This is a genomic window from Chryseobacterium sp. Leaf404, from assembly GCF_001424145.1.
Taxonomy (GTDB): domain Bacteria; phylum Bacteroidota; class Bacteroidia; order Flavobacteriales; family Weeksellaceae; genus Chryseobacterium.
In genome coordinates this window covers 367,086-388,008 of the sequence record NZ_LMQM01000012.1, presented here as the reverse complement: position 1 = coordinate 388,008, position 20,923 = coordinate 367,086, and the positions used below count along the sequence as shown (strand labels likewise).

Annotated in this window: 18 protein-coding genes; 12 read left to right on the top strand and 6 right to left on the bottom strand. The window is 36.9% G+C overall.

What is annotated here, in order from left to right:
- Positions 1–5 precede the first annotated feature (5 nt).
- The 3 genes from ASG31_RS13355 to ASG31_RS13345 form a co-directional block, all read right to left on the bottom strand.
- Positions 6–593 carry a Crp/Fnr family transcriptional regulator gene (locus tag ASG31_RS13355; protein WP_056033468.1) on the bottom strand — a complete coding sequence of 196 codons (588 nt, stop codon included), beginning with the start codon at positions 591–593 and terminating at the stop codon, positions 6–8.
- Between the two features lie 144 nt (positions 594–737).
- On the bottom strand, positions 738–1,382 hold the full coding sequence (locus tag ASG31_RS13350; protein WP_056033464.1) for an MgtC/SapB family protein: 645 nt from the start codon (positions 1,380–1,382) through the stop codon (positions 738–740).
- A gap of 81 nt (positions 1,383–1,463) precedes the next feature.
- The gene (locus ASG31_RS13345) at positions 1,464–2,225 is read right to left on the bottom strand and encodes a response regulator transcription factor (RefSeq protein WP_056033461.1); all 762 of its coding nucleotides are present in this window, start codon (positions 2,223–2,225) and stop codon (positions 1,464–1,466) included.
- A 77-nt stretch (positions 2,226–2,302) separates the two neighbouring features.
- On the opposite strand from ASG31_RS13345, the gene ASG31_RS13340 reads away from it, so the two are divergent.
- Together ASG31_RS13340 and ASG31_RS13335 are read left to right on the top strand one after the other, a co-directional pair.
- Entirely contained in the window at positions 2,303–2,863 is a 561-nt protein-coding gene (locus tag ASG31_RS13340) for a sugar O-acetyltransferase (protein ID WP_056033458.1), read from the top strand.
- Between the two features lie 11 nt (positions 2,864–2,874).
- Positions 2,875–3,528: a DUF1349 domain-containing protein gene (locus ASG31_RS13335; RefSeq protein WP_056033455.1), complete on the top strand. Its 654-nt coding sequence runs from the start codon at positions 2,875–2,877 to the stop codon at positions 3,526–3,528.
- Between the two features lie 601 nt (positions 3,529–4,129).
- On the opposite strand, the gene ligA is transcribed toward ASG31_RS13335, so the two are convergent.
- Positions 4,130–6,130: an NAD-dependent DNA ligase LigA gene (gene ligA, locus ASG31_RS13325; RefSeq protein ID WP_056033448.1), complete on the bottom strand. Its 2,001-nt coding sequence runs from the start codon at positions 6,128–6,130 to the stop codon at positions 4,130–4,132.
- 223 nt (positions 6,131–6,353) lie between these two features.
- Here ligA and ASG31_RS13320 point away from each other — a divergent pair, with 223 nt between their 5' ends.
- From ASG31_RS13320 to ASG31_RS13295, 6 genes are all read left to right on the top strand, one after another.
- Positions 6,354–7,097 (top strand): glycerophosphodiester phosphodiesterase family protein, encoded by a 744-nt coding sequence (locus ASG31_RS13320; protein ID WP_056033445.1) that lies wholly within the window; start codon positions 6,354–6,356, stop codon positions 7,095–7,097.
- Positions 7,098–7,424: 327 nt separating this feature from the next.
- Positions 7,425–10,403, top strand: a complete 2,979-nt coding sequence (locus tag ASG31_RS13315) for a SusC/RagA family TonB-linked outer membrane protein (protein WP_056033443.1) — start codon at positions 7,425–7,427, stop codon at positions 10,401–10,403.
- 10 nt (positions 10,404–10,413) lie between these two features.
- Positions 10,414–11,862, top strand: a complete 1,449-nt coding sequence (locus ASG31_RS13310) for a SusD/RagB family nutrient-binding outer membrane lipoprotein (RefSeq protein ID WP_056033441.1) — start codon at positions 10,414–10,416, stop codon at positions 11,860–11,862.
- A 31-nt stretch (positions 11,863–11,893) separates the two neighbouring features.
- Positions 11,894–13,477 (top strand): calcineurin-like phosphoesterase C-terminal domain-containing protein, encoded by a 1,584-nt coding sequence (locus ASG31_RS13305; RefSeq protein ID WP_056033438.1) that lies wholly within the window; start codon positions 11,894–11,896, stop codon positions 13,475–13,477.
- Positions 13,478–13,951: 474 nt separating this feature from the next.
- Complete coding sequence (locus ASG31_RS13300) at positions 13,952–14,665, top strand: 3-ketoacyl-ACP reductase (RefSeq protein WP_056033435.1); 714 nt, start codon at positions 13,952–13,954, stop codon at positions 14,663–14,665.
- A gap of 473 nt (positions 14,666–15,138) precedes the next feature.
- Positions 15,139–16,083 (top strand): aldo/keto reductase, encoded by a 945-nt coding sequence (locus ASG31_RS13295; protein WP_056033432.1) that lies wholly within the window; start codon positions 15,139–15,141, stop codon positions 16,081–16,083.
- Between the two features lie 183 nt (positions 16,084–16,266).
- Here ASG31_RS13295 and ASG31_RS13290 read toward each other — a convergent pair whose 3' ends face one another.
- Complete coding sequence (locus ASG31_RS13290) at positions 16,267–16,998, bottom strand: DUF4262 domain-containing protein (protein ID WP_056033430.1); 732 nt, start codon at positions 16,996–16,998, stop codon at positions 16,267–16,269.
- 468 nt (positions 16,999–17,466) lie between these two features.
- On the opposite strand from ASG31_RS13290, the gene prmA reads away from it, so the two are divergent.
- The 4 genes from prmA to ASG31_RS13270 all read left to right on the top strand — a co-directional run bounded on the left by prmA (position 17,467) and on the right by ASG31_RS13270 (position 20,169).
- On the top strand, positions 17,467–18,294 hold the full coding sequence (prmA, locus tag ASG31_RS13285; protein WP_056033427.1) for a 50S ribosomal protein L11 methyltransferase: 828 nt from the start codon (positions 17,467–17,469) through the stop codon (positions 18,292–18,294).
- A gap of 151 nt (positions 18,295–18,445) precedes the next feature.
- The gene (locus ASG31_RS13280) at positions 18,446–19,285 is read left to right on the top strand and encodes an SH3 domain-containing protein (RefSeq protein ID WP_056033424.1); all 840 of its coding nucleotides are present in this window, start codon (positions 18,446–18,448) and stop codon (positions 19,283–19,285) included.
- A 60-nt stretch (positions 19,286–19,345) separates the two neighbouring features.
- On the top strand, positions 19,346–19,666 hold the full coding sequence (locus ASG31_RS13275) for a hypothetical protein (protein ID WP_056033419.1): 321 nt from the start codon (positions 19,346–19,348) through the stop codon (positions 19,664–19,666).
- Between the two features lie 2 nt (positions 19,667–19,668).
- The gene (locus ASG31_RS13270; protein ID WP_056033416.1) at positions 19,669–20,169 is read left to right on the top strand and encodes a hypothetical protein; all 501 of its coding nucleotides are present in this window, start codon (positions 19,669–19,671) and stop codon (positions 20,167–20,169) included.
- Between the two features lie 119 nt (positions 20,170–20,288).
- On the opposite strand, the gene ASG31_RS13265 is transcribed toward ASG31_RS13270, so the two are convergent.
- Positions 20,289–20,594, bottom strand: a complete 306-nt coding sequence (locus ASG31_RS13265; RefSeq protein WP_056033413.1) for a cysteine methyltransferase — start codon at positions 20,592–20,594, stop codon at positions 20,289–20,291.
- Positions 20,595–20,923: the final 329 nt, after the last annotated feature.

Sequence of the window (20,923 nt, the reverse complement as noted above, 5' to 3'; positions counted from 1 at the left end):
TGAACCTAAGTTAACGCAATGCGCTTTCTGATGCGGCTTAATGCCTGTGGAGTAATCCCGATGTAAGATGCGATATGTTTTAAAGGAATATCCAGAATGAAGCTGGGATAAGCTTTCGCCAGATTTAGATAACGTTCTTCTGCACTGTGTGTTAATAAAGATATTTCGCGCTGTGTTTTCTTTACATACAGATTTTCGGCAGAGATTCTTCCTATGAAATTTCCAACCGCAGATCTTGCGTATAATTCCTGCAAATCATCAAAATGAATTCTGTACACCGTTGTTTCCTGTACGGTTTCAACGTTATAAATGCAGGGAAGGCGGGTGATAAAAGAATCATAGGCGCTGCAAAACATATTTTGGGCTATAAACGAAAATGTAATTTCCCTGGATGGCTCTGTGGGATGCGTTTTATTTACAAAAAACCGTATGATGCCTTGATCGATGAAGTACAGATAATCTTCCGTTGTTCCTTCTTTCAGAATCAGTTTTTTCTTCGGGAAAATGATTTTTTCGAATTTACTCACATGGTATTGAGCTTCTTCGTGTGATACTTCTTTGATAGACTTGTAAATACTGAGTAATTTTTCCATGAAAGACCTTCGGATGTGGTGTTTTTAGTGCCACAAAAATAAATCATAAAATCTAATGTGAAATTGGATTTTAATGTTTTTTTTAATATCGGTTTAAATTTTTCGTAAAAAAATCTCTAACCCGCAGATTTAAAGTGTTTTAAATTAAAACTGGAAAGAGCTTATTCTCCCGTCTTGCATCATCTGTTGAATCAGCATTTCGTGGTTTTTATTTTTACCCGTAAGCAGCCAGCTCGTGCTGGAATTTTCTTTTGAAAAAGACTGTTTTACCACATTGAATCTCAGATTGTTTTTCTTAAACAGATTCTCGCAGTATTCTAAATCTTCCTGTTTGGTAACCACAATTCTGTATTCTCTTATTTTATGATTTTGATCAATGTAATTTTGAAAATAGGTGAGCGAGCTCAAAATCAATAAAACCAAAACAGTTCCTAAAAGCGATAGGTAAACGTAGCCTGCGCCCACTGCCATTCCAATTGAAGCGGTTGCCCAGATCGTGGTTGCTGTGGTAATTCCATCGATTTTATTGTCACCTTTGAAAATGACTCCCGCTCCCAAAAATCCGATTCCGGTAATTATATTGGCGGCAAGACGGTCTGGATCGTTGATCCCAATTTTTATGGAGAGAATAGTGAAGAGGCAGGACCCAAAACAAACCAGAATAAAAGTGCGTAAACCTGCAGATTTATTCCGGTATTCTCTTTCTGTACCGATGCAGAGACCGAGAAACACAGAAATGAAAATCAGAACAAGCTCGTTTTGTATAGAATGGTCTTTCAGGAAATCCATGATGAATTGTTTGAATAAAATTAAGATAAATATTAAAATTTAAAATCTGGTGCGGGATGTTAGAATGGGCATTGCCAAAAATCAAATCCACCTCAGTTTTGCAGCCATCATGCAGGCTTCCGTCATATTCCCGACACGCAGTTTCTCAAGAATATTCTGCCTATGACGATTCACCGTATTGATACTGATGAAAAGCAAATCCGCAATTTCCTTGCTTCTTTTCCCATCCTGAATCATCTTCAGAATTTCCTTTTCCCGAACCGATAAAAATGAAGCGTTCCCGTCTTCAGTCTGATGAATGACAGAACTGTTCGCCGTATTGATGATCATCCCGTGATGAAGAGAAGAGTTAAGAAAGTCAAAATGATAAAGACAAAGTGCCAGTTCCACATTTTTATCATCAGCGTTGGTGAAGTAAAACATCTTATGCAAAAGCGACTTCTGATTTGGGTTGCCGGCAATTCTCAATCTGCTTACGACACAGTAATCTTTGTGCGCCTCAAACGGAATCGTCTTGATGAACTGAAAAAACTGAAGTTCCAATAAATGTTTCTGCAAAACATCTTCCGCATTTAAAATAGAAAAAAGTTCTTCCTCCCAAATGCTTTCAATTTCTTTACTTTTCTGTTTTTGAAAAATATTCAGTTCATCGGCAATTTTTCCGGAATAAACATAGCTTTTATTATTTTGAAGGTCGCTCAGAACGGCAATACCGTTTTCTAAATCCGCACAATTCTGTGCAATTTCCTGACATTTTTGTAGCTGAAGATTTTCCTTTTCAGAAGTGGAAGAGAATTTCTGTTGCAGGAGTTTTTCGTTGAGGTCGGATTGAATTGCTCTCATATAAAATTGGTTATAAATCAGTATTGATAAAAACAGCCGAACACCATACATTTGCTCATTATCAAAGTAAAAATACAATGAATAATCTGAACGAAAAAGAAAAAATGCTGAGCGGAGAAATCTACGATGCGTCAGACCAAAATCTCATCAAAGAAAGAAATATCACCAAAGACTTCTGTTTTGAATACAATCATCTCCAGCCTTCCAGGTTCCAAGAAAGAAAAGCCTTAATCAAAAAACTCTTCGGCAAAACCGGAAAAATGTTCCATATCGAGCAGCCTTTCTACTGCGATTATGGCTACAATATTGAGGTTGGCGAGAATTTCTACACCAACGTCAACGTCGTGATTCTCGATTGTGCAAAAGTAACCTTCGGAGACAATGTTTTTATCGCTCCCAACTGCGGTTTTTACACCGCCGGACATCCTTTCGATGTGGAACACCGCAACAAAGCTTTAGAATACGCATATCCAATCACGGTGGGCAATAATGTCTGGATTGGCGCAGGCTGCAGCATTCTTCCGGGTGTCACCATTGGCGACAATACGGTCATCGGGGCGGGAAGTGTGGTAACGAAAGATATTCCGGCAAATGTTTTGGCGGTTGGAAATCCTTGTAGAGAAATACGGGAATTATAAATTAGATTAAAATGAAAAAAATAATACTTTCATCGATCATCTTTTTCAACTTATTTCAAGTTCTAAAAGCACAGTCTCTCGAAAAAATGACTTGGTTTAACGAACCTTCACAATGGGAAATTAAAGATAAAAAACTAATAATGAACGTTACGCCGCAAAGCGATTACTGGAGGATTTCGCATTATGGTTTTACGGTTGACGACGCACCATTTTATTACTCAACTTACGGCGGCGAATTTGAAACCAAAGTGAAAATCACAGGAGATTACAAAGCCCGCTTCGACCAGATGGGTCTTATGCTGAGGATTGATGCGAAAAATTACATCAAAGCAGGAGTAGAATTCGTAGACGGAAAGTATAATCTGAGTACCGTGGTTACGCATAATACCAGCGACTGGAGCGTGATCGTTTTAGAAAAAACACCGCCTTTTGTCTGGATAAAAGCCGTCCGAAGGCTCGATGCTGTGGAGATTTTCTATTCCTTTGACGATAAGGAATATGTGATGATGCGTAATGCCTATTTGCAGGACAACACGCCTGTACAAGTCGGATTTATGGCCGCAAGTCCCGACGGAAAAGGCTTCAAAGCCACATTCGAAAACTTCTCCGTAAAACATCTTCCGGACCAGCGTAGATTGGAGTGGCTGAAGAAAAATCAGAATTAGACATAAAAAACTCTCAGAAAATTAAATCTGAGAGTTTTTTTTTTAGGAGCTATTTCCCGCTGTCCACTATATCTTTTTTTGTCATTGCGAACGACGTGAAGTATTTTTGATTCACGATTCTACCGCAATACCAAAAAAGGATGCCGTTCCCATCGGGGCTAGGGGCTTTCAATTTATTTTCAACTTTTGTCAAACTTCACTATTTTTAACATCTTCAGTATTTCATTAATTAATGATTGAAGAGGTTAAGAAAGTGATAAACATTACAATTAGGAAAAAGTAAAAGCTGGAAATTAAACTTTCACTAAATAAACCATAGATAAAATAGAGTGAAAAAAAATGTTTATGATTAGAATCGTAATTAGTATGTAACCTATTGATAATTTGGCTTTATAATTATGAATTTTTGGAAATTTAAGTAAAAGAAAAGAATTTACAATTAAATAAAGGCCTGTCACATAATATTCAGCTCCCAGATTAATTCTATGACCACTTGCAAAAATTATTACCAGTAGAAAAAAGAAAGTAAAGAACAGAATCACAGAGTATATTATCGATGCTATTTTATATTTTTTACTTGCTGTAATCATTTTATAGTTTATCATTCAATCAAATCCAAAAACTCCTGCTCATCCAAAATCGTAATCGTCCCGATATCCTGCGCTTTTTTCAATTTACTTCCGGCTTTTTCGCCCACTACAAGATAATTTAGGTTTTTAGAAACCGCAGAAATATTCTTTCCGCAGTGTTTTTCAACCATTTCTTCCGCAGATTCTCTGGTGAATAGAGATAATTTTCCGGTAAACAAAAACGTTTTTCCTTCCAAAGCATTCGATAGAACTTCATTTGTGTTTTCTCCTTTTTCCAGCTGAACACCATAAGATTTTAGTCTTTCCAACATCAACAGATTTTCAGGATTATGAAAGAAATCTACAATGCTGACAGCAATCTTCAACCCAATATCTTCTACCTGACAAAGTTCTTCTGCCGTTGCAATTTTCAAATCGTCAATGGTGTTGAAGTTTTTTACCAATTTCTTCGCAACCGTTTCCCCAACGTGTTTGATGCCGATTCCAAACAACACTTTTTCAAACGGAATCTCCTTCGATTTTTCAATCCCGTCAATAATATTCTGTGCCGATTTTTCAGCCATTCTTTCAAGTGGAAGAATCTGTTCTTTAGTTAATGCATAAAAGTCAGCAGGATTTTCAATTAATTTTTCTCTATACAATTGCTCGATGGTTTCGCCACCAAGATTATCAATATTCAAAGCTTTTCGCGAAACATAATGAATCATTCTTCCGACAACTTGCGGCGGACAATGCAAATCATTCGGGCAAAAATGAATCGCCTGATCTTCCAGTTTTATCAGTTCAGTGCCGCATTCCGGACAGAATTTGATATATTCAATTTCTTTACTGTCTGATGTTCTTTTTTCTTCGTTGACACCAACGATTTTCGGGATAATCTCGCCGCCTTTTTCCACATAAACAAAATCGTGTTCATGCAAACCGAGTTTCTTAATAATGTCTTCGTTGTGAAGAGAAGCACGTTTTACAGTTGTTCCGGCTAATAAAACAGGTTTCAGATTCGCAACAGGCGTAATCGCTCCGGTTCTTCCGACCTGATAAGTCACTTTTTCAAGTTCGGTTTCTACCTTTTCAGCTTTAAATTTATAAGCCATCGCCCATCGTGGAGATTTTGCCGTGTAGCCGAGCTGTCTCTGTTGTTTTAATGAGTTGACTTTCAATACAATGCCGTCAATTTCAAAGGGTAGATTGTGTCTTTCGGTATCCCAGAAGATGATGAATTTTTTTATCTCCTCTAAATTTTTACAAAGTTTTGCCTGAGCTGAAATCGTAAATCCCCAATCCTGAGCCTGATGAAGCAGTTCCCAATGGGTTTCAGCCGGAACCTCCTGTGAAACAAACTGGTAGAGAACCGAAGAGAGTCTGCGTTTTCTCACCTCCGCACTGTCCTGCATTTTCAGACTTCCGCTTGCTGTATTTCTTGGGTTCATAAAGAGGTCAAGACCTTCTTCCTCGCGCTGTTTATTGATTTTATCGAAGTTTTTTCGGGTTAAATAAATTTCGCCACGCATAAAAAACCTTTCAGGAAAATCTCCCGTCAGTTTTACTGGAATATCCGAAATCGTTTTCACGTTGGCAGTGATTTCATCACCCTGAAAACCGTCGCCACGCGTCACTGCCTGAACCAGCTTTCCGTTTTCATATAAAATAGAAATTGAGGCACCGTCGTATTTTAATTCAGCAACAAATTCTACGGGTTCGTCGATGGTTTTAATGATTCGTTTTTCCCAGTCTGCCAAATCATCATAATCATAGGAATTATCCAGAGAATACATTCTGAACTGATGCTGAATGGTAGGGAAAATCTTGGTAACTCCGCCGCCCACGCGAACGGTTGGGGAATTGTCATCGTGAAATTCTGGATGTTTGGCTTCAAGATCCTGAAGTTCTTTTAACAATAAATCAAATTCAAGGTCAGAAATGCTCGGCTCATCCATCAGATAATAGTTTTCATTGTGCTGACTGAGTTCTTTGCGGAGCTGTTCTATTTTTTGCTGAATGTTTTCGGACATGACCTGAGTTTATTTGGAACAAAAATAATAAGTATTGAGGAAATTCTGACGATTAAAATTAAGATTAAATTTAACTAATGTTTAAACTGATTTTAGGGAACATCAAAAAATCTCTTATTACCTTTGCGCTCAATTACTTTAATTTTGTCTTACGGTTATAGATTTATTTTAAAATGAAATCTATTTTGATCAGAAAAATTTAATGAAGAAGAATATTTAAAATATGAAAAAGTTTATCTTAGGGTTCGCAGTTTTAACGACAGCTTTTATGAATGCACAGACTCAAATTATCGCTCACAGAGGTTATTTCCAAACCAATCCTCCGACAACTGAAAATTCAATTAAAGCTTTGCAGAACGCTCAGGGTTTGAAGATTTATGGCTCAGAATTCGATGTGAGAATGTCTAAAGATGGTATTTTGGTGATCAATCACGACGAGCATCACGGTAAAATGGAAATTTCGGAAACGAATTTTAAGGAATTATCGAAAGTAAAACTTTCTAATGGCGAAAAATATCCTACACTGAAGGATTATTTGAGAGCAGGAAAATCAGATAAATCTTTGAAACTGATTGTAGAAATTAAGCCTGTAAAAACGCCGGAGCTTGAAAATGAAATGGTGGAAAAAACGATCAAAATGATTCGTGAAATGAAGCTGGAAAATCAATGTGAATACATTTCTTTCAGTTTAAATATTTGTAAACAAATCAAAAAACTGGCTCCTGATTTTAAAGTCCAGTATCTGAACGGCGAATTGTCTCCTCAGCAGATCAAAGAAAATGGTCTTGATGGAATGGATTATCACTACAGCGTTTTTCAGAAAAACCCAACGTGGATTGCAGAAGCGAATGCTTTAGGTTTAATCACCAATTCATGGACGGTAAATGAAATAATTATTTTCGAAGATTTAAAAGCTCAGGGAATAGATTTTGTAACCACCAACATTCCTGATAAATTGAAAAATTAATAAACTTATCATTTTCAATTAAGATTAATCTGCCTTTTTTAGGTAGATTTTTTTGTCTAAATACTAAAAAAATTCCATTAAAACCCTGTTTGAGGTATGCGTGTGGTATATTTTATTTTCTCAGGAAAAGACAATAAAGGTACGGCAAAACTGCTTGTTTTCAGCATTAAAAAATATTCATTTTTCTAAACTGCTGTCTGCTAAAAGTTTATGCATATCCGTTAATCATAAATTAATATGGTGTTTAAAAATCCTTTAAAATATGTTAAAACGTTATTAAACTTATGCTCACCATAGCTTTCTAATTTTGCGCAAACAAAAAAGAATATGCGTAAAGAGACTCAAAAATTACTTCTGCTGTCTGTTCTGGGACTGGTAAGCGTCAATATGGCGGCTCAGCAGCAGATAAAGAAGGATACCATAAAAAATATCGATGAGGTTGTGGTGACCGCTCTTGGGATTAAGAGACAGGATAAATCCTTAGGTTATGTTGCAGAAAAGGTTAATTCAGAAGTTTTTGAAAACATACAGAACAACAACTGGGCCCAAGGTCTGGAAGGTCGGGTTGCCGGCTTAAAGGTTCAGGGTACGAATGCCGGACCTCTTGGTTCTTCCCGAATTACTTTAAGAGGTGAAAAGACATTTGGTTTTGCCGGAAACTATGCGTTGATTGTTGTAGATGGTATACCACTGAGCAATTCTACCACAGGTACCGGAACAGCTGCTTATGGAGCAGGTACAGGAGGTGACTTACCCGTTGATTTAGGTGATGGTCTCAACAGTATTAATCCTGATGACATTGAGTCGGTTACTGTTTTGAAAGGTGCTTCTGCGGCCGCTCTTTATGGCTCACGCGCTGCCAATGGTGCTTTGATGATCACTACAAAATCCGGAAAAGGTAAAAATGGAAGCCTTAGAGTTTCTTTTAACAGTTCTTTGAGCTATGATTCAGTCCTGAAATGGCCGGATTATCAGTATGAGTATGGTCAGGGAACACTTGCAAAAAATACAGCGGGTCAGTTTTTCTATTCCTATGGTGCATCTCCTGATGGGGTGAGTACAGGGGGAACGAGTAGTGCGTTCGGACCAAAATTTAATGGTCAGTATTACTTTCAGTATGATCCGGCCACAGGTGGTCAAAGTGCAGAAAGACAGTTATGGAGACCTTATAAAGACAATATCAAAGGCTTTTGGGAAACCGGAGTGACGTCTTCCAACAACGTTGCTGTGGAAAGCAGTACAGATAAAACGAGTTTCAGAGCGTCGCTTTCTTATCTGGATAATAAATGGATGATGCCAAACACAGGTTTTGACCGTTTTAATGCTCAGGTGTCATTAGATCATAAGGTGACAGATAAATTCAGAATTTCAACCAAAATAAACTACGCCAATACAAAAAGTGATAATCTTCCGGCAACGGGATACAATAATCAGTCGATTTCTTATTTCATGATTTTCCAGAATCCCAATGTAGATCTGGATTGGTACAGACCCATCTGGAAACCGGGACAGGTAGAGGTGGACCAGATACATCCGTTCAGTTCATTTATTGATAACCCTTATCTGATTGCTTATAATATGTTGAATGGCGTAGACAAGAAACTGATTACCGGAAATGTAACAGCAACCTATGATTTCAATAAAAATTTAAGTGTGATGTTGCGTTCAGGGATGGAACTTCTGGATGAAGAAAGAACCGTAAAAAGACCTTACAGTTCTGCCAATTACCTGAAAGGTTTCTACAGAGAGCAGTACATTAAAAACAATGAATTTAATAATGATTTACTGATTACCTACAAAAAAGACATCGGTAAGTTTAATATCAGTGCTAATGCTGGAGGAAGTATCCGTTACAACCAGTATGTAATGACGGATTTCCGTGCTGAAGGCTTAAAAGTGGCAGGAGATTACAGTCTCAATAATGCTTTGGCTCTCATTACGAAAGTTCCTAAACCAAACGATCAGCAGATGGACAGTGTTTACGGATTGTTAAGTGCCAATTATAACAATAAGATTTTCTTAGACGTCACAGGAAGAAATGACTGGAGCAGTACACTAAATAAAGATAACCGTTCATTCTTTTATCCATCGGTAAGTACAAGTTTTATTCTTTCGGATATATTTAATTTATCCAGTTCAAAATTCAATTACTGGAAACTGAGAGCGTCTTGGGCTAAAGTTGGATTGGGAACCACACCGTATAATATTGACAAGTACTACACACCAAGTGATTTTGTAGGATCAGTGCTTACTCCTACAACTTTCGTAACTCCCAATCTGAGACCGCAGGAAAATACTAATATTGAAGCAGGGATGGATTTGTCTGTATTAAAAAACAGATTGAGCTACAACTTTACTTTGTACCAAAACACTACAGTTGATGAGATTTTAGCAGTAACCACTCCTGTAGAATCAGGATATTCAAGTCGCATCATTAATGCCGGAGAAATCAGAAACCGTGGTATTGAGATGGGCTTGAATGCCAATCCTGTAAAGACCCAGAGTTTCAGTTGGAATGTCTCTGCAAACTGGTCTATGAACAGAAATAAAATAATGTCGCTACCTGAAGAATATTCTGGTGATAACTATTATACCATTTCTACTGTAGCAGGAGTTTTATATTATAATGCAGTTGTGGGTGGTTCTTTGGGAGATTTGTATGGTTTTAAATTAGTAAGAAATGCCGACGGAGAAGTAGTGTATGATGCTACAACAGGTTTACCGTCAAGACCCGATAAAATCGAAAAAGTAGGAAATGCCTTTCCAAAATGGAGAGCAGGTCTGCAAAATGACTTTAAGTTTAAAAATTGGCAACTCAGCTTTTCTTTCGACGGACAGTACGGTGGGGTAGCTTATTCGCAAACCCACCACAAAATGTCTGAACAGGGTAAATTGGGGCATACGTTGATGGGTAGAGAAAATGCAAATGGAATGATTATAGGTGATGGTGTTGTACTTAATGCAGACGGTACTTACAGCCCAAATACCAAATCTGTCGGTTTGGCTGCATATTACGGCGATTACTACAGAAGAGCCAACATTGAGACCAATACTTTCGATACCTCTTTTGTGAAACTCAGAGATGCGAGAATTGCCTATTCATTCTCAAAAGATGTCATTGCGCCACTAAAACTTACAGAACTTACGATAGCAGTTTTCGGTAAAAACCTTTGGATGTGGACAGACTTCCCAATGTTTGACCCTGAAGTTGCTGCGCTCAACGATTCTACAATCACTCCTGGAGCAGAAATCGGGCAGTTGCCTACAGCCAGAACGGTAGGTTTTCAACTTAATTTAAAATTCTAAGATCAGCATTATGAAAAAAATACTTTTATCAACCGCATTAGCATTGTCTGTTTTCAGTTTAAATTCCTGCGACAGAAGTTTTGAAGAGATCAACACAGATACCAGTAAAATAAAAACACCGTCTGTCGGAAGTTTTCTTATCCCTATTCAATACGAAATGGGTTCGTATGGGTACAACAGAGCCGACGATTTCACTTTTGATATCATGCAGATTGCTTTAGATTTTCCGAGTGAAGGAAATACTGTGAGCCGTTATTATATGACAGAATCTACCGGAAACGGGTACTGGAATACCAGCTACAGATGGCTAAAGCAGGTAAAAGAGCTTAGTGAGGCTGCCACAAAAGAAAACAATAACAACTATCTGGCAATTTCAAAAGTGTTGAATGCCTGGATTATGGCTAACCTCACCGATGCTTTCGGAGATGTGCCCATGACAGAAGCTTTAAGGCTGGAAGATGATATTATGAGACCTAAATATGATTCGCAGAAAGATATTTATATCTCGCTTTTAGACGACTTAAAAACTGCAAACGCACTTTTTGATACCACCAAAGCCCTGAGCGAAGGTGATCTTTTCTATCAGGCCAATTCCAATGCTGCCAACATTCTGAAATGGAAAAAATTCTGTAATTCTATGTCTTTAAGACTTCTTACAAGAATTTTAAAACGAAACGGTGAAGTAAATGTACATCAAAGAATCGCTGAGATTGTAAATAATCCCACTGTTTATCCGATATTCCAGAACAATGCAGATGGAGCTCTACTGGATATTTCGGGTGTTGCGCCCCTTTTGCCGCCAATTGCGAGACCCCAGGATTTTACTGCTTACAGAGCTTCGGGAGAATTTTTCACACAGACTTTGGTTGATAATAATGACCCGAGGCTCAGCATGTTTTTTACTCAGGCTAAATCGATTCCGGCCAATGCCAATATTGGATATAAAGGTGCTCCGTCTGGATATGCTTTAGGATCAACTTTCAATTATCAGCCTTCGAATCTGAATCAGAATTTAGCTAAAGCTCCGCTGAAGATTTTGGTAATGCCGTATGCAGAATTGCAGTTTATCCTTTCAGAATTATCATTTAAAGGAATTATTACCGGAAATGCCCAGACTTTTTATGAGAATGGTGTGAAAGCTACTTTAGAGCAATGGGGAGCCACGGTTCCGGCAACGTATTTTTCTAATCCGAAAGTGGCTTATAACGGTACTTTAGAAAGAATCATGCTCCAGAAATATGTTGGGTTGTTCTTTGTAGATCACCAGCAGTGGTATGAGCAGAGACGTACAGGTTTCCCGGTATTGCCGAATAACGGTGGTCTTTTCAACAACGGGCAGATGCCACAGAGAATGATGTATCCTACCCAGACCAAAATCCAGAATTATGACAATTACGTCGCTGCAAGTCAGGCTTTGGGTGGAGATAATATCAACTCTAAAATGTGGTGGAACAAATAATTTTTCTGTCAAAAATTTAATTAAAATTAAAATGAATTTAAAATATATCATTCCGGCATTGCTGATTTCATCGATGGCTTTAGCGCAGACTTCAGTTTCAGGATATGTTTATGAAGACGTAAACAAAAATCAGAAAAAAGAAAGTAAAGAAAAAGGAATTGAAAATGTAGCAGTTTCCAACGGAGCTCAGGTGGTTTTAACGGATAAAAACGGAAAGTACAGCTTGCCAATCGCAGACGGACAAACAATTTTCGTGATTAAACCTTCAGGTTATATGGTAGGTTTAAACCAAAATAATCTTCCACAGTATTATTATCAGTACAAACCAAAAGGTTCGCCGGCAGATTTTAAGTATAAAGGAACTGCACCTACGGGATCGCTTCCAAAAGAGTTGAATTTTGGCTTATTTAAACAGAACGAAAGCAAAAATTTCGATATTCTGGTTTTCGGAGATCCGCAGCCATATACAGAAAAACAATTGGATTATTTCAAAAGAGCGATCGTAAATGAGGTGAAATCGACTAAGAAAAATGCAGTTTTCGGCATCAGTTTGGGAGATTTGGTGGGTGATGATCTGAGTTTACAAAAACCTTACGCAGACATTATGAAAGAAATTGGTCTGCCCTGGTACAATGTGATGGGAAATCACGACATGAATTATGATGCCAAAGAAGATCACCTTTCAGACGAAACTTTTGAAGCCAATTTCGGGCCGGCAAACTATTCTTTCAACTACGGAAATGTACATTTCATGGTGCTTGATGACATTTTGTACCCAGATCCAAGAGATGGAAAAGGCTATTGGGGAGGTTTCAGAGAAGATCAGATTCAGTTTATTCAAAATGATTTGAAACTGGTTGATAAAAACAAATTAATTGTCATTTCCTTCCACATTCCTCTGGAACACAACAATGAAGATAATTTTAGAAATGCTGACCGTCAGAAATTGTTTGATGCTTTGTCGCCTTTCAAAAATGCACTGATGCTGTCGGCTCACACACATATTCAGCAACAGATTTTCTACGGAAAAGCTCAGGGCTGGACGGGAGCAAAAGATCTTCACGAATACAACGTTGGAACAACCTGCGGCGACTGGTGGTCCGGAACTTCAGACGAGATCGGTTTACCGACTTCCACCATGAGAGACGGTACTGCAAAAGGATATTCTTTCATCAGTTTTAATGATAATCAGTATAAAGTTAAATACAAAACTGCGGGGAAACCTGAAGATTATCAGATTCAACTGTATGTTCCGAAAGTGATTCCTTATCCATCAAAAACTTCTGCTAAGGTTTTGGCAAACTTCTTCATGGGAAGCAAAAAAGACAAAGTAGAATACAGAATCGACGGCGGAAAATGGGAAGAAATGGAATACAACGAAACCATCGACCCGAATTTTGCCCAATCGGTTTTCAAATGGGATTCTACAGACACACTTTTTGCGGGAAGAAGACCTTCAAACCCGGAACAGTCAAAACATATTTGGGTTGGCGGATTTGGAAATAAATTAACCCTTGGTAAGCATAAAGTTGAGGTTAAAGCCCACGATATGTACGGAAACGAATTTACCGCAACGGAAGAATTTGAGGTTCAGAATTCTGTTTTGATTCCTTAGATTATTTCATTTTTTTTTACTATACTTCAGTTAAGACCGGCCTCAGCAATGTTGCCGGTCTTGATGTTTAAGATTGAAAAAAGTTTCAGTTTAAGAGCCAATAATTTATTTTAAAAAAAGAATACTATTGTAATGATTATTTGGTAAAATCAATAGGAATGGGCTTTAGCCCGTTTAAAAAGAAATGAGCAAGAGTTGGCTTTAGCCAGAAATTATTAGCACCGTCCTTTAAAAATTACAGAAATTACTATAAAAAAATCTTTGTCTGCGCTTGCTTTTATGCGAAATCCGACTTTGCTGAGTGACACGACCCTGCGACCCAAAAAATGCAGAGAACTAGACAAAAATCCTTGCGCTCACCGCGTTAAAAACTGTCAGATAGAATTTCATTATAACACATTTCTATGAAATCAAAAATATAAACGCGTGTTTAAAAAATAGGTTTCGTAAATTTGTACCTTCAAAAATTAAAGAATGAATTTAAAAGGAAAAAATGCCGTCATCACAGGTGGTGGAAGAGGTTTGGGAAAAGCAGTGGCTTTAATTCTTGCCAATGAAGGTGTGAATATTGGGATTACCGGAAGAAATGAGGAAAATCTAAAAATGACTGTTGACGAAATTCAGAAATTAGGTGTAAATGCAACGTACGCAGTTTTCAGTATAGATAACGAAATTCATGTGAAAGCAGGAATCGAACAGATCGCAGAGCAATTGGGAGGTGTTGATATTCTCATCAACAATGCAGGAATCGGAGACTTTGGCAGCATCGAAGAAATGTCTTCTGAAGTTTGGGAACAGGTGATCAAAACCAATCTTTTCGGAGTTTATTATGCAGCAAAAGCAGTTCAACCTTTCATGAAAGCAAAAGGCGAAGGCGATATTATCAATGTAGCATCAACAGCAGGTTTGAAAGGCGGTCCGAATATGTCGGCCTACGCAGCATCCAAGGCGGCAGTGGTTTCACTATCTCAATCCATGATGGCTGAATGGAGAAAGCAAAACATCCGCGTGGTAACGTTAACGCCAAGTACAATTGCTTCTGACATGTCTATTGAAGGTGGATTAACAGACGGAAATCCCGACAAAGTTCTTCAGCCTGAAGACTTCGCAGAATGGGTAAGAGATATTCTGAAAATGAACAGAAGAGCGCTGATCGCAAACGGTTCTATTTTCTCTACGAATCCGTAATATTTGAGATTGAGATTTAAGATTTTGGTTTTCAGACTTGAATTGTTTATAAAGTAGTAGCGGGCGGTTTGTCCGCTATTTTTTTGTTAAAATTGACTACTTAAGGTTGAAATATTATTAAGTTTACAAGAATAGTTGATATGGATTGACATAGAAAAGGAGGGCGTTAAAAAATTTTGAATAATTTCCGTTAAAAAATTTCCACTGTTTGAGTGGCGGCAAAATCTCTGTTAAACAGTTTAACATTTCTATCCGCCCGAGTTTGGAAATTTTAGGAAATTATTCAAAATTTTAGCCGGAGTTTTCAAGTCTTGAATTTTTGGTTCTTTTGTTTGACTACGTCGAATCTTCGATTTCAAGACAAAAGAACATAAGCTCTATCTATCACTCCAAAACCCTTTATCAATGGTATTCTTATAAGTTTCCTACCATAGATCCTTACCTTTATACTCATCTTAATCAAAAAATAAATTATGCAAAAGAAAACAATCAAAAACACAGACCTTTCTGTGGCACCGATCAATTTTGGAGGAAACGTCTTTGGATGGACACTTAATGAAAAAGAGTCTTTTGATATTCTCAATCAGTTTACTGATGCGGGATTTAATTTTATCGACACCGCAGATACCTACTCATGGTGGGTCAACGGAAAGGGCGGACAATCCGAAGAAATCATCGGGAAATGGATGAAAGAACGAAACAACAGAAACGATCTTGTGATCGCAACTAAAGTCGGCTCCGAAACAAAGGAACACGGTTTTGACATCAGCAAAAAACATATTCTGAAATCTGTAGATGAATCTCTGCAGCGCCTTCAGACCGATCACATTGATTTGTACTACACCCATTTTGACGACAACAAAACGCCCGTTGAAGAAACTCTTGAAGCGTACGACGAAATTATCAAAGCCGGAAAAGTACGCTACATCGCTGCTTCCAATGTTTCTCCGGAAAGACTCAAAGAATCTTTTGAAGCCGCTGAAAAGAACGGGCTCCCGAAATACGTCGCTTTACAGCCTCATTACAATTTGGTGGAAAGAGAAAAATTTGAAAACGAATATGAACAGTTGGTAAAGGATTTTGACCTGAGCGTTTTCACGTACTGGTCACTCGCAGCAGGTTTTCTCACAGGCAAATACCGCAGCGAGGAAGATTTTGCTAAAACAACCCGAGGCGAAGGGGTAAGAAAATATTTTGATGACAAAGGAAAAGCTGTTCTCAAGGCTTTGGATGAGGTGAGTGCAAAACACAATTCCAGTCCGGCAACGGTTTCTCTGGCGTGGCTGCTGGCAAATCCGCTCATCACGGCTCCCATCGTAAGTGCTACAAGTGAAAATCAGCTGGAAACTTTATTTGCGGCACCACAATTAAATCTGGATAGTGAAGATCTGCAGATTTTGGATGAGGCGTCGAAGTAGAGTTTTTTAATTTAAAATAAATGAAACCATGGCTTTTGCTGTGGTTTTTTTGTTTGATCGACAGGGTTTCGATAATATTTTAATATAGATAAAATCTTATGAAAGTAGGTCACTCAAAGTCGTGAGACTTTGCAAAGCGAGAGAAAAATCTCAGTTTGCTAGTGACCATTAAATTTTTTTTCTTTATTTCCATTCATTCCAATCCGATTCATCATTTTCTCGCCATAAGCCGTGTTCGATACTTAGATCTAAAATATTTTTTGCGGATGCATCGATTCCAATTAATGTATTTATCGGAATGATTCTCATGGAATCTTCATCAACATCTTCTCCGTTCTGTGTGAATGCTTCCCACTCGTCAGCTTCCCATCTTGTAACTTCGGTGATTTTATCTCCAAATAATACATCTATCTCTGTAATGACTTTAGAATTACGAGGTACTTTTAGATCCCATTCGATTTTATCATCTAACCATTTCCATATTTGGTCTTCTGAGTTCCATGGTAACATCATGTTTGGTACATCCAATGTATGGTGATGATTATCAGGTAATATTTGAAAAGCTCTAAAATCATTAATATTGTAGTAATCGTAAACTCCAAGCATCATTAATTTTGTCCATGAACGGTCAATTTCTGAAATCTTGAATTTTCCTAACTTTTCAGTCTCAGAGTAAAAAGTTGAGACATCAGAATTCAGCTTAAGATCTAAAATGATTTTATTAAAAATTTCTATAATGTCATTAGCTAAAAAGTTCTCATTACCTGCTAAAATTAGCTCAAAATTAAAATTCTCTAAATTTCCTATAGTATAAGCAAATCTTGGAGATTCAGAACTTTGTACAAGAGTTATATGAAATTGAAATTTTTCAATATTATTTTTAATTTCCTTTAAAAAATCTTCATTATTATACATTTACTTATGTGTTTTTGTATGACAGGGTACGTGAATTGCAACGACATTTAACCGATGTCGCGGATTTGCAATCCGTAACCGCTCCTTTTCGAAAAGTCTTCCAACTCTGTTTGGAATTTCTAAAAAAAATCAATCCAGTACACAAACATAATTATAAAATTTCACGTAGCATTGTATCTTGAAAGCTATTTTAAAACCAAAACATCTTCAGTCAATTTGTCATATCACGTTCAGCGGTAGGAATCTGTAAAAATAGTTTAGGGTATACAAAGGGTATCTCGAGTGTATCTCGATAGCACATAAAAACACACTGACAAAATGACAAAATTTATCGTCACTCATCAAGCTGGTTATGTTTTCAGCCTCGACCTTTGCCGAAATCTCCCATCCCGTACCCTGCTCACTAATTTCAAATCTCAAACTTCAAATCTCAAATCAAATTCCCTATTTTTGCAGTAAATTACTCACATGCAAAATTATTTGGAATTCGATTTTAAAATAGAACCACTTCAACCTTGGGGCGATATATTAATGGCGGAATTGATTGAGATCGGTTTCGACAGTTTCACAGAAGAAATTCATGGTATTTTAGGATATATTCAGAAAGATTTATTTAAAGAAGAAAACCTTAAAGCTTTGCCTCTGTTTCAAAATGATGATGTGAAAATTGAATACACTTATAAAGAAATGCCTAATATCAACTGGAACGAAGAGTGGGAAAAGAATTTTGAACCGATTAACATTGACGATAAGGTGTTAATCCGAGCAGAATTTCATCAATCTGTGGAGGGAATGCATGAGATTATTATTCAGCCAAAAATGTCTTTCGGAACTGGGCATCATCCAACAACGCACCTGATGATTCAGCAGATGATGGATATTGATTTTAAAGACAAAAAAGTCTTGGATATGGGTTGCGGAACATCCGTTTTGGCGATCTATGCAAAACAAATCGGAGCCGGTGACACCAAAGCGATCGATATCGACGAATGGTCAGTTGAAAATTCCAAAGAAAATGCAGTAAGAAATGGAGTAGAGCTGGATATCGAACTCGGAACTGCCGATAATTTAGGAAAAGAAAACTACGATATTATTTTAGCCAACATCAACCGAAATATTTTGATTTCAGACATTCCAACCTACGTTAATGTATTGAATGAGGGAGGAAAACTTTTGCTTTCTGGCCTTTGTTTCTTTGATGTGGATGATATTCTGGAAGTCTGTAAAGAGAATAATCTGGAATTGAAAAAGAAACTGCAGCGTGAAGAATGGGTAAGCCTTCTTCTTGAAAAGTAGATTTATGATATTCCAAAAGCTACGATTCCGCTCAGTAACCAACTGTAATCCTATAAGTAATTGCTGTCACGCTGAGCGCAGTCGAAGCGCTACCGCTATGATTCATTCTCAGCCTCAACCTCAAATTCAACCTTAGCCTCAATATCACAAAATGAAACCCTTCCTCACCATACTTTTCTTCTGTTTGATCCAAATCATTTCCGCTCAGGATAGTGAGATTTACGCCAACGGTGTTTTTCATTTTGAAGACAACAAAACGCAAAAGGTTTTTACCGATTATACGAGAGTGAGACAATCTCCTGATGTCAACGCTCAGATTTTGGATTCTCTTAAAACCAATCAGCAGATTCTGATTCTCAGAAAAGAAGAAAAAGTTTTGAAATTAGGTGAAAGAGGTGCCAACTGGTACAAAATATCTTATCAGAAAAACGGTCAGAATTTCGAAGGATTCATCTGGGGCGGAAATCTTGCGGTTGGTTTTAGAAATAAAAATGGTTACGATTTTCTTTTTGGAATCACAAAAACTGAGGACAGGACGGATAAAAAATACAATCAGAAATACAAACAGAACTATGCATCCATAAAAATGCTTACGGGCGAAACTTTAGAGGATGAAGTTTCTTTTGAAACCGGTTTGGGCGAAAGTTTAAGTTATGGAACATTTACGGTTGAAAGCAATCATAAACTGAAAGGTGTTGATTTCACTTTAAAGGCGATGGTTTCCGGTGAGGCTTGTGGCATTGCTAGTTACGACCAATATGTTCTGTTTAAAAATAAAAAACTTATTGCTTTGCCTCAGTTGATGAATGTGGGCGATGCAGATGTATATTATCACACTGAAGAATTCATTTTCCCTAATGATAAGGGCGGAATTCCGAATGCTTTCATTTATAATATGGAGGAGATGGAAAAGGATGAAAAAGAGCGCGAGAAATTTAAACGTTTGTCAAAAACTTATCTTTGGAACGGGAATTCTTTCAAAGTGAAATAATATTTTTATTATAAAATTGAAAACCACTGTATATTTACGGTGGTTTTTAATTTGAACATAATGACAAAAGGAGAACTTTATGATCTGAAGTATATGCTTTCAGATTTTATTTATCCAAGATTAAAAGAATTTAAAGAAAAAGTAGATAGTAAAAATGCACCTTCAATCCCTGATTTTTCAAATGTTGAGCATTTTTCTAACCAAACATCTTTTGCAGAAAAAGAAAAATATTGGAGTGAGATCTTAAGTAAAATGATTATTCCTTTTGAATATCACGTTGATCCCGAAAAATTTAAACATCTGGATTTTGAAGAAATTAATGAAAAAGTAGAACTTGGATTAAAGCTTTTTGCAGAGTATTTTACAAATCTTTGGTTTTAGTTATGGACTATTTTGTTTACGCTCTCGAACATATTTATACAGACGATAACCACCGTGACAGTAAGTTTTTAGGATATTTTGATGATCTCTCTGAAGTAGAAAAAGAAAAGCAAAGGTTATTGCTTTTTCGAGGATTTTCAGATTACCCTCACGATTTCCATTTGAAAAAAATAGGACTGAATAAAATTAATTGGCAAAATGGCTTCACAGAAGTTGTTGGTGAAATTGGACGGGATTATTTACCCGAAGATGATTTTATTCCAAATTATAGTCAGGTAGTTACGAAGCTGAATTTAAAAACGGTTTTTAAAGTAAGTCATGTTTATACAATTCATTCATTTTTGGATGATGAGAGAGAAATAGGAGTTTTTTCTGACAAAAAAATGGCAAATGATGTTGTGAATTTCCTTCAACAAAAAGTTGGCTTTGACGAATATTCTGACGATTTTATTATTACCGAAATTCTGTTGAATGATTGGCAGTGGAGTGCGGGATTTGGATGAGATTTGAATAGTTTTATTATTAAAACTTGAACTTTTCAATTCATCAATATCAAAAAGCAAAAAAAAAGCGCTCATACTAATGGATGACGAGCGCTTCAATCAAATTATATGGAATTCAATTAGGAATATCTTCTGCAGATGTACTCTACATTGGTATTCAGTAATTTATTTTTGTTGAGGAAATATTCCAGATTCTGAAATTCTTCCGTCGTCGTATTCAGGTAAAGCTGAAAAGAGCCGAAATCGGTGCCGTTGACATATTCTACATCTGCATTCAAAACCCTGTAGCACATGCCCATCTGGTTGCAAATTACATTGAGGAGATGATCAAATTTCATTTTCCCGTTCAATTCTACTTCAAGAACAATTTCTTTTTTGCTGATGGTCAGTTTTTGCGGTAAAGACTGCAGATTTCGTGTAATCATGTTTTGGTGATTTTTTTTAAGTTAATGACTCAGTTCCTTTGTACATAAAGTTTTATTTTGTTTTAAATACTCAGCAAAAATATCAAAAATTATTAGTCCACCAAATTTGTAGACTAATAATTTCTAAAATTTAACAAAAAAAGAAACCCGGGTTGGATTTCTTTAATATTACAGCTAATTGGAATTTGATAAAAATTAAATTCTGATAAATTTCGCTCTGTTTTTTTGTCCCCGCAGATTTTGCGGATTGAGCTGATTTCAGTTGCAGAAAAATCTGTATTATCTGCCAAACCCTCGGGAGAAATTAATTTTCGGGAGAAATTAATTTC